The organism is Collinsella sp. AM09-41 (assembly GCF_003473245.1).
Lineage (GTDB): Bacteria > Actinomycetota > Coriobacteriia > Coriobacteriales > Coriobacteriaceae > Collinsella.
Window position 1 is genome coordinate 293 of sequence record NZ_QRMJ01000008.1, and the last position, 13,162, is coordinate 13,454.

Consider the following 13,162-nt stretch of genomic DNA (forward strand, 5'->3'; position numbering starts at 1 on the left):
GTCCGGTCCGACCGGGCCGCGCGGCAAGGAGATATATTGCCAGACCGCGAAGCCCTGTGGGACGTCAATTCCACTCTTCACAAGTCCTACACAACATATTGCTTTCTATAGGTAATAGAAAGACTGGTGCGGATCTTCCGCACGTATCAGATGATGGCCCTTTGGTTCAGGAATATATAGAGATCGGTCACCTATAAATGTTTATCTACCCGCGCTTTTAGCAATGTAAACCGCGCTTCAGATAAAAAGAGGGAGCGCCGCGCACAACGCGACACTCCCCTAGCGATTCAAGAGAATCTATTAGGCCTCGAGAGCCTTCTTGGCGATGGTAGCCAGCTCGTTGAAGGACTCGATGTCCTCGTAAGCCATCTGAGCCAGGACCTTGCGGTCGAGCTCGATGCCGGCAACCTTCAGGCCGTGCATGAACTGAGAGTAAGAAATATCGTTCAGGCGAGCAGCAGCGTTGATACGAGTGATCCAGAGAGAACGGATCTCGCGCTTCTTGTTGCGACGATCACGATACTGATACTGCAGGGAATGCTGGACCTGCTCTTTAGCATGCTTGTAAGTACGCGAAGCGGCACCGTAGTAACCCTTCGCACGGTGCATAACGGTACGGCGCTTCTTCTTGGCGGCAACAGCGCGCTTAATACGTGCCATGTTCTATCAACTCCTAGATGGTAAAACGAAAACGGAAACGCGAACTTAGGCGAGACGCGACTTGATGACCTTACGGTCGGCAGCGGCGATCTCGGTCTCCTGACGGAAGCCACGCTTACGCTTGGTGGACTTCTTGCTCAGGATGTGGCTCTTGAAAGCCTTGGCGCGCATAAGCTTGCCGGTACCAGTCTTGCGGAAACGCTTCTTGGTGCCGCTGTGGGACTTCATCTTAGGCATGAAATACTCCTTAATCGGTTACAGAACACTAGTTACTTGCTATCGCTTGCCGCTTTATCCTCATCGAAGGCGCCCTTAATCGGGGCGAGCAGCATAAGCATGTTACGGCCTTCCATCTTAGGCTTGGACTCGACCGTAGCGTAAGGCTTGAGATCCTCGGCGAGACGCTCGAGAACGTTAAGGCCCTGCTCCGGGTGAGCCATCTCACGGCCGCGGAACATGATGGTGATCTTAACGCGTGCGCCCTTCTTGAGGAAACGCAGAACGTGACCCTTCTTGGTCTCGTAGTCGCCAACGTCGATCTTGGGTCGGAACTTCATTTCCTTGACCTCGACCTTGGACTGGTTCTTACGAGCGGCCTTGGCCTTCATGGCCTGCTGGTACTTGAACTTACCGTAGTCCATGACCTTGCAGACCGGCGGCTCCGCGTTGGGAGCGATCTCGACCAGGTCGAGACCCTGATCGTCGGCGACGCGCTGGGCATCGCGGATGGCGAACAGGCCGAGCTGAGAGCCATCGACGCCAATCAAACGGCACGAAGATGCAGTGATCTCGTCGTTGATGCGGGTGTCATCAGACTTAGCTATTTTCCCTACCTCCATTCATAAAAAAATAACCCGGCGCTTCTTTGCAACCAGGTCGTACACATAGACATCCTCAATATGAGGAAGGGAATCTAAGTTGTATGACCAGTCAGCTGCTCATTGGCGCCAAAAGGTGGGAGCCCTCGGGTTCCTCTTTAGGGCATTGCGGGAACAACGCCTTGCGAATAATAACACGTACCGCGCGTTATCACATTACGTACACGAAAAAAGGGGGCCTTGACCCCCTTGAACGCTCACTCGCATGTATGGTGCCCGAGGCGAGACTCGAACTCGCACGTTGTTGCCAACGGTGGATTTTGAGTCCACTGCGTCTGCCAATTCCGCCACTCGGGCACGTAATGCGTGAGTTAGTTTATCACAGCTTTCTGTTGATTAGTCCGAAAATGGAACTTCAAGCATTTCGATGAGTTCGACCGAGCGGAGCATCTCGCGCCGACGGCATCCGCGACCGTCGACCGAAGCCTCACCCATCTGGTTATCGTAAGGGTCCTCGCGCATGCCGTCGAAAGCAGGCACAAATTCAGCCTGGAATCGATTATTGGCCACCATGCGCCACGGGTCGAGATTGCCAAAGTAGTGACGACGACGCCACTCCTCCCCCATCCTGCGTGCCGAGGAACCAAACGATACGTCGGCGTTAAGCCAACCGGTCTGTGGAGTATAGAACTCAGCCCAATCGTGCGGCCCCACCGAATCGGGCGCAACATACAGGCCGCTCTGCCAACGGGCAGGAACGCCCGCAATGCGGCACATGGTGATAAACGTGAGCGCCATAACGCCGCAATCGCCGCGGAGCGAGTGCACACAGTCATCGGCAATAGATCCCAAAAGCAGGTACGGTGGCTGATAGCGATAGTCGACATGCTGTGTCAGGTAATCATAGATAGCACGAGCGCGATCGAGCGGATCCTCGAGGCCATCAACGACATGCTCGGTCAGCTGTTGCAGATACGGCGTGAATGCAATGTGCGGACGGTCCTCGGAAATATCTTCGGGCAGCGGCGCGTCCATACACGGATGCGCCGGAAGCGCACCCCCATAGATATCGCGATAAGCGGCATCGATTTGATAGCGATAGGTCACCGAGAATGAGCGATCGGTCGAGGAGACCCATGAGGCAGTGCGCGCCGAGGAGTTCGCGGGAGCAACGACCCCCTCCGGCGTCATATCAAGCATCTCGACCTGAGACTGCTGGCGGCAGGCGGCGGCAACGGGAAGCCACGCGCGAACGGTCTCTCCCTCCAAAGCACCGGGGACAGATACGCATGCCTTAAGCGTGATGGCGCGAGACAGCCCGCCCTGCAACTCCATCTCCTCGAGCATCTGGTTGCGCAGCGCAATTCCATCCGTAGAATCGGGATGCAGGCCCGGAACCTCCTTGGGATACACACGCAAAGAATCAAGGAAGTTGTCGAGAACGAACAGTTCACCATCGATAAAACGCCAGTCAATACGCTTGCGATCGATCAGGTCGTCAAACTGCTCCTCGGTAAACTCTGGCCACTCCTCGCGAATCATCGCAATAGCCTGATCACGCGGCACCGAAAAATAAAGCGGCGTCTCGATCATGCGATACCGCTCGGCGCGAACGCAGGCAGCCAGCGAAGGCTCAGGGTTCTGCTCCAAAAGGCGATCGCAGGCAGCAACAGCCTGCGTCAAATACCCGGCATCCTTAAGACGAAGAATCTCAGGCGGCAGTCCAATATCGAGATAACGAAAGTCATCACAGCAAACATCAACAGAGCAACCAACAGGACCCTCGTCAATAACCTTCCCATCCGAAGGCAGCAAATTAATAACAGCCATACCAAACTCCAAGTCATTAGAACTCTCGAAGCCCATTGTAGCGAGATAAAAAAGAAAGCCCCAATAGAGGAGCCCTCAACACCGATAAACGGTACCTATAAAAATGAATTCAACCCAGTAACCCTGCGGCGGTAAACGAAGGAAGCCCCGTCCCCCGGAACTGATTCCGTCTCGCGACTTCTGGCAAAGCCAGGTGAGCGCGAGGGAAACAGCGTAGGGGAAACGGGGCCTCCGGCGGGAAGTTAAACCGCTACTTACGCCTTGTTGACGGAGCCAAACTCCTCCATGAGCTCCTTGGTGCGAGCAACGATGTTGTCGCGACCAGGCTTGAGGAGCTTGCGGGGGTCGAAGCCCTTGCCCTGCTGATCCTTGCCAGCCTCGATGTACTCGCGGACGCCCTTGGCGAAGACGAGCTGCAGGTCGGTGTTGACGTTGATCTTGGAGATGCCCAGGGAAATGGCCTTCTTGATCTGATCCTCGGGGATGCCAGTACCACCGTGCAGGACGAGGGGCAGGTCGCCGGTCTGAGCCTTGATCTCGCCCAGACGCTCGAAGGAAAGGCCAGCCCAGTCGGCAGGGTACACGCCGTGGATGTTGCCGATACCGCAGGCGAGGAAGTCGACGCCCAGGTCAGCGATCTGCTTGCACTCAGCAGGATCAGCGAGCTCGCCGCTGGAGGTCACGCCGTCCTCGGTGCCGCCGATGCCGCCGACCTCGGCCTCGATGGACATGCCCTTGGAGTGGGCAAGCTCAACGAGCTCCTTGGTGCGGTCGAGGTTAAGCTGGAAGGTCTCCTCGTGAGAGCCGTCATACATGATGGACGTGAAGCCGGCCTCGATGCACTTGAAGCAGTCCTCGTAAGAACCGTGATCGAGGTGAAGGGCGACGGGAACGGTAACGCCCGTGGCCTCGACGGCAGCCTTGACCATGTCGGCGCAGACCTTGAAACCGCCCATCCACTTAGCGGCACCAGCGGTGCACTGAAGGATCAGCGGAGACTTGGCCTCCTCGGCGGCCTGGAGAATAGCCAGGGTCCACTCGAGGTTGTTGGTGTTGAAGGCACCGAGACCGTACTTGCCGGCCTCAGCCTTCTTGAGCATGTCTGCTGCGTTGACGAGCATAAAAGAAACCTCCTGTAAGGTTGCTCCGATAACGCCTGAGATTTTACCACGGCGCACCCGGGCATAAACGTTCGTTTGTTCACGAATATCGTCCAAACAGACTTTTTTTGACCGTTTGCCCTACGGAATCGACCCGTTGGGGAAAAATAGCTTGACGTTTGGACGCTTCTCGTGCTTCAAAAGCCGACTATTAAGCTACATCTGCATGAAAGGGTTCTGCATGAGCTCGCGTGCCATGGTGGTCGAATCGCCATGGCCGGTTAGGCAAACGGTATCGGGCGGGAGAAGCCGGGCGAGCTTGGAGAGCGAGCGCAGAATCGCCGCCTCGTCGCCACCGGCAAGATCGGTGCGGCCGTGGCTGCCCGGGAATAGCGTGTCGCCCACAAAGGCAATGTTCCCCTGCTCGGTGGCAGCAAACAAGACGATCCCGCCCGGCGTATGCCCTGGCGTCTCGATCACCTGCAGGTAGATATCGCCCACCTCGATAGCATCGCCCTCGGCGAGCAGGCGCGTCGGCTCCCCGGGGTCGGGCGTCTCAATGCCCCACATAGCTCGCTGTTCCCCGATGTTCGTATGCGGCACCGCTGCGTCCTTGCCACACAGCTCGTACAGGGCGTCAACGCCAGCGGCGGCCCGAACTCCAGCGATACCGCCAACATGATCGGCATGGCCATGAGTGCATACGGCGCCAAGCACGCGTACGCCGGGATGCTCGGCTCGAATATGCCCCACTAAGCGCTCGCCTTCCCATGCGGGGTCGATAATCACGCACTCATTGTCCGAAATGACAGCATAGCTATTGGTCTGAATGGGACCGTTTACGAGCGTCTCGATCTCGACCGATCCCTTGGGAGTTAAATCCAAGGACACAGCACTCATGTCCCTCTCCTCTCTATAGAACTCGAGGCATCAAACGATGCCTCGAGTGTAGCGAATATCGATAATGTGGCACGTTCGTCGCGACTAAACGCGGCGCTTAAGCTGGGCTCCACCCTCGCCGGGCATCAAGCGACGCGCGTCGTAGACCGAGTCAACGCTGCTGATAGAGGCCAGCAGCGGATCCAGACCACTCGCGTCCGAGATCTCGACCATAAAGCGCAGGGTTGCAATACCCTCGCGGTTGGTCGACGTGGCGGCAGAAAGGATATTGCCACCCGCATCGCCAATGGCAATGGTGACATCCTTGAGCAGGCCCATGCGGTCCAGGCACTCGACCACGATCTCGACCTGGAAGAGGGTGTCGGCAGCGCCGTCCCATTCCACATCGATCATGCGCTCGGGATGCTCCATAAGACCCTTGACGTTGGGGCAGTTGGCGCGATGCACCGAAACGCCACGACCGCGCGTGATGAAGCCGACGATGTCGTCGCCCGTCACGGGGTTGCAGCAATGGGCCAGACGGACCAGCAGGCCGCTGCTGCTCTCGCCCTTGACGATAATGCCGTTGCTGGCGCTCTTGCCGCGCTTTTGCGGCTTGCGGTTGGAGCCGCGGGCAGGCTGCTTCACGACCTCGGCGATAGCCTCGGCCTTGGTGAGCTGTTCCTCGGGTTTGGGGTCCAAGATTTGCTCGACCTTATTGCCAACGGCACGTGGGGCGACTTTGCCCGCACCAACGGCGGCAAACAGGTCCTCGAGCTGCTTATAGTTAAACTGCTCCGCCACGGCGTTGAGCGCACGCGTGGATCGTGGCGTAGAGATGCCATATCCGCGCTTGCGCAGGTCCTTAGCCAGTATATCGCGGCCGGCGGCAGCGTCGTCGTCCTTGGTCGCGGCGGCGAAGTAACGGCGGATCTTTGACTTGGCGGAAGGTGTCTTAACGATCTTGAGCCAATCACGCGACGGCTTGGAACTCTTGTTGGTCAGAATCTCGACACGGTCGCCCGTCTTGATCTCATGCGTGAGCGGGGCCACCGCACCGTTGATCTTAGCGCCGACGCAGTGGTTTCCCACCTCGGTGTGAACGGCGTAGGCAAAGTCGAGCGGCGTGGAGCCGGCACGAAGCGCCATGACCTCGCCCTTGGGCGTAAAGACGAAAATCTCCTGATCGAAGAGGTCGACCTTCAGCGAATGCAGGTATTCCTTGGCGTCGGTGATCTCATCAGACGCAGCCCAATCGAGCGAATGTTTGAGCCAGTTAATCTGGTCGTCCAAGCGCTGGGCATCATTGGTCTTAGACGCGGACGATCCGCCCGACTTCTTATAGAGCCAGTGGGCAGCAATACCGTACTCGGCCTGCTCGTGCATCTCGTAGGTACGAATCTGAATCTCGAGCGGACGAGCCGTGGGGCCGATAACCGTCGTGTGGAGCGACTGGTAGTTATTGACCTTGGGCATGGCGATATAGTCTTTAAAACGACCGGGCATGGGATGCCACAATGTGTGCACCGCACCGAGCGTAGAGTAGCAATCGCGCACCGAATGGGTGATGACGCGCAACGCCACCAGGTCGTAAATCTCGGAGAACTCCTTGCCCTTGCGCTTCATCTTTTGATAGATGGACCAATAGTGCTTGGAACGACCGTTGATCTGGAAGCCCTCGAGGCCAATGCGATTGAGCTCATCGGTGAGTGTCTTGATGGTCTCGGCCAGATAGCGCTCGCGCACCTCGCGCGACTCAGCCACCATGCGCGCGATGCGCTGGTAGGCATCGGGCTCCAAATAGAAGAAGGACAGGTCCTCGAGTTCCCACTTGATAGAGCTCATGCCCAGGCGGTCGGCCAGGGGCGCGTACACGTCCATGGTCTCGCGCGCCTTAAACAGGCGGCGGTCCTCGCGCAGGGCGGCAAGCGTGCGCATATTATGCAGGCGGTCGGCGAGTTTGACGATGATAACGCGAATGTCCTTGGACATGGCAAGGAACATCTTGCGCAGCGTAAGCGCCTGCTTCTCGTCCATGCTGTCGACTTCGATGTTGGTGAGCTTGGTCACGCCGTCGACGAGCTCTGCCACGGTTTCGCCAAACAGGCCGGAAACATCGGCAAGCGAGGTCTCGGTATCCTCGACGGTATCGTGCAGCAGCGCGGCGCACACCACGTCACAGTCCATCTTAAGGTCGGCCAAAATGATGGCCACCTCGACGGGATGGTTGATGTACATCTCGCCCGAGCGGCGCTTTTGGTTGCAATGCTTCTCGGCGGCAAAGCAGTAGGCCTGTTCCACCTTAGAGAAGTCGTCCTCATTCATATATTTGAGGCACAGGCGCTCCAGCTTGTCGTAGCTGTCCGCCATAATCTCGGGTGGCAGCTCATCGGCATGCTTATAGTGCTCCATCTCCGAAAAAGGCTGGAGGGTGGAATCATGGGCGGTACGGGCTGCGGCATCCATCGAGGTCCCCTTCCCCTAGGCCCGCGGTACGATCGGGCGGTTAACTTTGGCTAGCATATCAGAAGCGCACGAATCGAGCGCCCAGCTCCGGAAAGCCGAGAACTCCATGCGCGAGCGCAAGCCCTCCAAATAGCGAATCGACCTGCTCAATTGCACGCGGCCGGGGTTTTCGGCCATCGCGATGCGACGGGTGTCATCAAACCCCGAAACGCGACAGAAACCAAGCTCTTCGAAGATTCCCAGGCCGCTTTCCACCGAGCGCTCGTCAACCGGCGTGCGAGCATCGATGGCAAGACACATCTGCGCGATGTCGATATCGCTTGCGCAGAATGAATCATCCCCGGTCTTACCGCGGTTGGAGCGCCACATGGTCTGCAACGCACGATAGAGTGTGACGAGATCGTCGCGCTCGGGTGCGTAGCAGTCGAGCAGGCGCTCGTTGATGCGGGCGTCGCGCGACGAATAGAGCAGGTGGATCACGGCGGGCTGTCCGTCACGACCGGCACGCCCGCTCATCTGGTTGAACTCAATGGCGCCAAACGGCATGTGGTACAGCACGACATGGCGGATATCGGGCAGATTGACACCCTCGCCAAAGGCAGAGGTCGAGACGATGCAGCTGAGGCTTCCGTCTCGGAATGCTTCCTCCACGCGGCGGCGATCGGAGCGCGCAAGCCCCGCGTTATAGAACGCGATATGGGTTGCGCAATCGGGCACACGCTTGCGCAACGTCTTGGCGAGCGCCACGGACTGGTCGCGCGAATTGACGTAAATGACGGTCTTCTCCCCCGTCGCCACGATCGACACCAAACGGTTCTCGCGGCTCGCAAGGTCGCGGTCGTCCTCGAGCTGCAGGTTCTCGCGCACCGTCTCGTCGACCACCGTGCGAGTAATCGGCAGCATGCGGGCAAGCTCCGACACGACCGGAGCCGTTGCGGTGGCGGTCGTGGCCAGAACGACCGGATCGCCCAAGGCCTTGAGGATATCGGGCATGTCGAGGTATGCGCTGCGGTCGCCGCCCTTGGCAAGACCGGCATGATGCGCCTCATCGATAACGACAAAACCGATACGTCCAGAACGCGCAAAGCGGTCGCGGTGAATGGACAGGAACTCGGGCGTCGTGAGCACGATGCCGGTACGGCCCGAAGCCAAGCCGGCAAACACGTCATCGCGCGCCGCCTCCACAGTCTCGCCGGTCAGCACGCCTACGCCAATGCCGAGCGCGGCCATCGTCGACGAGAGGTGATAGGCCTGGTCGGCAACGAGCGCGCGCAGCGGATAGACAAAGATGCTCGCACGCCCGCGAAGAACCGCCTCGCGCGCGGCGTGCACATGGAAGATAAGAGACTTGCCGCGCCCCGTTCCCATAACGGCCAGAACACTTTGGTGATCGGCCAAGGCATCGAGCGCCTCAACCTGCGCGCGGTGCGGCTGGTTCGATCCGATAAAGCTATGGATAAGCGAGCGCGTGAGCTCGGTATAGGAAAGCTGGGCGAGCGTCTCGCGCTTACGCGACTCCAGGCGCAGGCCGGAATCCGCCGGCTGCACGCCACGACGAAGCTCGCATGCCGGATCATCGACGCTGGGCAGCGTGGTATCGCGAACCAGAACATCCTTGATCATGAGCTTGGGCTTCACACGCCCCTGCCAATGCTCGGCAACGGCCTCGAACACCAAGTCGACAGCGCTATCGCAGTTGATGAGCTTATCGATTTGCGGCACGCGGAACATAATGGCCGGCACACTCGCGGCGCCATCGGTCGCCACAAAGCGCATGTGCTCGCCGGTTTTGCCCACCACGGCGCGGTCGCACATCGTCACGCCCTCGGCAGCCAGCAGCGGCACCTTGTTGCCCTGGCCAAACGGCTCAAGACGGGAAATCTGCTCTATAGTCTCAATATTCAGCTCGGAAAGGTCGACGGTGGCGGCGACCTCGTCGGTGTCTTCAAAGTCCTCGGCGGAAAGCTCCGATAGCACGGCGGAAAGGCGGCGGCGGAACTCATCGAGCTTGGATGCCTCGATGGTCACACCCACCGCACCGGCATGTCCGCCGCGACGAATCAGCAGGTCGGAACAACGCTCGACGGCGTCAAACAGGTTAACTTTGCCCACCGAGCGACCAGAGCCGCGCGCGATACCGTCCTCGATCGAGAACAGCAGCGCCGGCACGTGATAGCGATTGGTCAAGCGGCTCGCCACGATGCCTTTGACGCCCTCGTGCCAGCCCTCGCCGCCCACGACGATTGCGCGCCCGCCGTCATAAGTCTCCTCGACCTTCGCCATGGCATCGCGCGTGAGCTCCGCCTCGATCTCACGGCGTTGGCGATTGATTTCCTCGAGCTCGGCTGCCAGTGCACTTGCTTCGATAGGATCACGGGCAAGCAGCAGGTCGAGCGCCAGCTTGGGATCAGCCATGCGGCCGGCAGCATTCAGACGAGGGATGAGCGAAAACGACAGGCCGTCGGCCGTAATGGTAGAAAGGTCGGCCTTGGCAAGTGCGGCAAGCGCGATATAGCCGGGACGGGCCGTCGCGCGCATCTGCTGGATGCCCTCGGCGACCAGTGCGCGATTCTCGGGCGTGAGCGGCATCATGTCGGACACGGTGCCCAGCGCCGCGACCTCGATCAGCGAACGCCAATACGACGGCTTGCCCAAACGCTCGCCCAGGACCTGCACCAGCTTGAGTGCCACGCCGGCACCGGCAAGCTCGCGCGAGGGGCCCTCGTCCTCGAGCTTGGGGTCGGTCAGGGGCACGCCCTGCGGCACCTGGTCGGAGGGCTCGTGATGGTCCGTGACCACCAAATCGATCCCCAGGCTCTCCAGATAGGAGACTTCTTCCTTGGCGGCAATACCGTTATCGACGGTCACGATCAGCTGAGGGCGAGCGAGCTCGTTAACGCGGTCGAGCGCCGCGCGCGAAAGACCGTAGCCCTCGTCAAAGCGATGCGGAATAAACGGCGTGACATCGGCGCCAAACGTGCGCAGTGCCTCGGTCAACAGGCAGGTCGACGTAATACCGTCAACGTCAAAATCGCCAAAGACCGCAATGTGCTCGTGGTTGCAAATAGCACGCTCGACGCGGTCGGCAACGACCGACATGCCCGGGATAATGAGTGGGTCGGCCCAGTCGCGATCGAGCGAAGGCGTCAAAAACAGCTGACCTTCTTCGATGGATGTAATGCCGTGCGCGACCATAATACGCGCCACCAGCCCGGGAATGCCCAGGCCAGCCGAAAGCTCCTTTTCGAGCTCGGGGTTTTGCTGAGCGACCGCCCAGCGATGCGTCGTCTTAAGCGATGACATAGGCGCCCACCCCCGATAGGGGCAGGTCGCCGCGATACCTCTCACGGTTCATAGCGATGAGTCCTCTGTGTATGCCCGCTTCGGCAGGCAGATCTGTTGAACGGATTTATTATACCGTGCAGAGCAGACGCAAATCGCCGCAGCACGCCGCGGTTTCGGTAAACGATGCCGGTAATAGCCTCGAAATATTCGAGCGTTTCTGACGCACGGACGCATGCGAGCGTCTAGCATATCCATTCAAAACGGGTTCACGGGCAAAGGGAGTCACAAGCGCATATGAAGCAATGGGTTGGACTGGGCAAGTTTCTCGCGGGGCACATGCAGGTCATCGTTCCGATTTGCGTGGCACTCGGCGTGCTCTTTCCCCAACAGATTGGCGTACTCAAGCCCATCGTTCCCACCTTGTTTGCCTTTATGACGTTTCAGGGTGCGCTCAGCAACACCTTTCACCAGGTAACCGAGGTGTTCCGCCGTCCGTTGCACCTAGTCTTGGCGCTGCTCGTCTCGGCGGTGCTTATTCCCATCGCGGCGTATGCCATGGGGTCACTCTTCTTTGGCTCCAACCCCAACCTTGTCTGCGGCATTGTGCTCGAATACAGCGTGCCCGTGGCCGTCACCGCTTTTATGTGGATCAGCATGTTCGGCGGCAACGGCCCGCTCGCGCTCACCATCATCCTGACGTCCTCGGTTATCTCACCTGTGACGATTCCGCTTACGCTCAAGCTCCTGCTGGGCGCCACTGTCTCGATCGACGTGCCGAGCATGATGCAGAACATGGCCTTTATGATCGCCATCCCCGCTGTGCTCGGTATTGCCATCAATGAACTCACGCGCGGCTGGGGCCACGAGAAACTCTCTCCCGTGCTCTCGCCCGCCTGCAAGTTCATGATGATGGGCGTCATCGCGTCCAACTCCACCGCTATGAGCGAGTACGTGCTGCACATAAACGCGGTGCGCCTGGAAGTCGCCCTCTTTATTTTGGTCTTCGCCATCAGCGGCTTTGTCGTCGGTTTTCTGGTCGCACGTGCGCTGCATCTGCCATATAGCGAGACGACTACCATGTGCTTTACCTGCGGCATGCGCAACATCTCTTCGGGCGCCGTCATCGCCACGCAGTATTTTCCCGGCGAGGTCGTGTTTCCCGTCATGTGCGGAACGCTGTTTCAGCAGGTGCTCGCCTCGGTTATCGGACATCTCTTTGAGCGACTGACCGGCGAGGAGCGCGCCAAACAGCGCAAGCGGGTCAAGGCCGGGCGCGACGCGATGGCACGCTAGGCAGCACACTTTTCGCAGGCGCTCGCCTTGCTATACGAGCGTTTCCAGATGCGCACGCAGACGCTCAGCATCGATATCGAGCGTCGTCTCGGCATTGACTTGGGCCAAACGATAGCCGACAAAGTAGGGCGAAACCACCCAACGCGGCAGCGCCTTGGCAATGGTCCGACCGCCCAGGTGATAGAAGAACAAGTTGTACGACTCTGCGCGACCACCGTGGTGCTCGTTTAGGATATAGCGCAGAGCTACCTGGATCGCATCGGCAAAGAGATCCGCCTCGGCTTGGTCTCGTGCGTCATCGCTGGCGGCGATTCCCTGCGGGGCTGAAACGTTGATCTCAAAGAACCCCATGATCGGTTCGGTTGAGATATTGACCGAGATTCTCCCCTGTTGCCAGACATTGATGCCTTCGAAATTGGCAGAAGTCAGCGAAGTGTAGCCGTCTTCCTGCTCCAAACCCACAATCTGCATGTGCGGATGAACGAGACTACCGCCCGAGAGCGGACCCTTGTTCTTGTACATGAGAACGCTGCGATACTGCTGTGAATCGATCATCTGCTGCCAGCAACCCAGGGCAAACCGTATCACATGGTGGAGTTCATCCGGCTCATAGATCACCAGGTCGGCATCGTGATCGGCCGACTCGATCAGCACGGTTTGACGGGTGGCGCGCAGGGTCTTGAACTTATTCTCGAGCCAGATGCAGTCACCATCGCGCCGGATGATATCGGCAAGTTCCTCGGTATCGCAAAAGGGACACGCGGTGCCAGGGCGCCGGTTGTCGTCGGGCTTACCGTTCGCCTGCTGAACGTCAAATACCAGCGCCACGGG

The 13,162-nt window shown here is 59.0% G+C and carries 10 protein-coding genes and 1 tRNA gene; 1 reads left to right on the top strand and 10 read right to left on the bottom strand.

The window, feature by feature from the left end; all coding sequences use genetic code 11:
- Positions 1–300: 300 nt before the first annotated feature.
- From rplT to recJ, 9 genes are all read right to left on the bottom strand, one after another.
- Complete coding sequence (gene rplT / locus DW112_RS08540) at positions 301–660, bottom strand: 50S ribosomal protein L20 (protein WP_006234421.1); 360 nt, start codon at positions 658–660, stop codon at positions 301–303.
- A 45-nt stretch (positions 661–705) separates the two neighbouring features.
- The gene (gene rpmI, locus DW112_RS08545; RefSeq protein ID WP_006234422.1) at positions 706–897 is read right to left on the bottom strand and encodes a 50S ribosomal protein L35; all 192 of its coding nucleotides are present in this window, start codon (positions 895–897) and stop codon (positions 706–708) included.
- 32 nt (positions 898–929) lie between these two features.
- Complete coding sequence (gene infC / locus DW112_RS08550; protein ID WP_089573296.1) at positions 930–1,499, bottom strand: translation initiation factor IF-3; 570 nt, start codon at positions 1,497–1,499, stop codon at positions 930–932.
- A 249-nt stretch (positions 1,500–1,748) separates the two neighbouring features.
- A tRNA-Leu gene (locus DW112_RS08555) sits at positions 1,749–1,835 on the bottom strand.
- Positions 1,836–1,874: 39 nt separating this feature from the next.
- A complete protein-coding gene (locus DW112_RS08560; RefSeq protein WP_118328774.1) occupies positions 1,875–3,308 on the bottom strand; it encodes a transglutaminase-like domain-containing protein in 1,434 nt (477 codons plus the stop codon).
- A 254-nt stretch (positions 3,309–3,562) separates the two neighbouring features.
- A complete protein-coding gene (gene fba / locus DW112_RS08565; RefSeq protein WP_035137086.1) occupies positions 3,563–4,429 on the bottom strand; it encodes a class II fructose-1,6-bisphosphate aldolase in 867 nt (288 codons plus the stop codon).
- Between the two features lie 195 nt (positions 4,430–4,624).
- Positions 4,625–5,308: an MBL fold metallo-hydrolase gene (locus DW112_RS08570; protein ID WP_118328775.1), complete on the bottom strand. Its 684-nt coding sequence runs from the start codon at positions 5,306–5,308 to the stop codon at positions 4,625–4,627.
- Between the two features lie 84 nt (positions 5,309–5,392).
- The gene (locus DW112_RS08575) at positions 5,393–7,753 is read right to left on the bottom strand and encodes a bifunctional (p)ppGpp synthetase/guanosine-3',5'-bis(diphosphate) 3'-pyrophosphohydrolase (RefSeq protein WP_118328776.1); all 2,361 of its coding nucleotides are present in this window, start codon (positions 7,751–7,753) and stop codon (positions 5,393–5,395) included.
- 15 nt (positions 7,754–7,768) lie between these two features.
- Positions 7,769–11,056 carry a single-stranded-DNA-specific exonuclease RecJ gene (gene recJ, locus DW112_RS08580; RefSeq protein WP_118328777.1) on the bottom strand — a complete coding sequence of 1,096 codons (3,288 nt, stop codon included), beginning with the start codon at positions 11,054–11,056 and terminating at the stop codon, positions 7,769–7,771.
- Between the two features lie 276 nt (positions 11,057–11,332).
- Between recJ and DW112_RS08585 the strand changes: the two genes are divergently transcribed.
- On the top strand, positions 11,333–12,331 hold the full coding sequence (locus DW112_RS08585; protein WP_118328778.1) for a bile acid:sodium symporter family protein: 999 nt from the start codon (positions 11,333–11,335) through the stop codon (positions 12,329–12,331).
- 30 nt (positions 12,332–12,361) lie between these two features.
- On the opposite strand, the gene DW112_RS08590 is transcribed toward DW112_RS08585, so the two are convergent.
- On the bottom strand, positions 12,362–13,159 hold the full coding sequence (locus tag DW112_RS08590; protein WP_117757687.1) for a DUF4931 domain-containing protein: 798 nt from the start codon (positions 13,157–13,159) through the stop codon (positions 12,362–12,364).
- Positions 13,160–13,162 lie beyond the last annotated feature (3 nt).